The 541-nt window shown below is 46.4% G+C and carries 1 pseudogene; it reads left to right on the top strand.

The window, feature by feature from the left end:
- A pseudogene (locus tag R7E78_RS29820) lies at positions 1 to 541 on the top strand (phosphate ABC transporter permease); the annotation flags it as partial.

Below are 541 nucleotides of genomic sequence, written 5' to 3'. Positions count from 1 at the left end.
TTTTCATTGCAGGAAAAAGATAAGAAACGGCTGATTAAAGATCGTTTAGTTCGACTTGCAGTGACATCTGGTGGAGTGGGTGTGCTCGCTGCCCTTATTCTGATCTTCGTCTACCTTGCGATGGTGATCATTCCTCTGTTTTCTGATGCAGAGATCAAACCTAATCACGCGACTCGAACCACGCAAGTGGGCATGCCTCTGGCCATTTCTGTCGATGACTATTCACAACTTGCTTTCGTTTTAACGCAAAGTGGTGAGATTCAATATTTATCGATGGACGCACCTGACAAGCCCGCCATTTATACTCAACAGTTAGCGACTAATCCGGTATCTTTTTCTCAATCGGCTCCTGGCCTTGGTTGGTATGGATTAGTGGATGATCAAGGTCTAGCACATATCTTCAAGCCAGAATTCAACGCGACGTTGAGAGAAAATACTCGCCCGCCAGAAGTGGTGGCGCTGTCGACGGATATGAATTTGACGCTCACCGACGCGCAAGATCCTGTGACTCAATTTGTCTTCAATGCGTCAACACAAACTC

This window comes from Vibrio sp. YT-19(2023), from assembly GCF_033337395.1.
The sequence above is the reverse complement of the archived record's forward strand: the minus strand, read 5'-3'. Positions and strand labels throughout refer to the sequence as shown.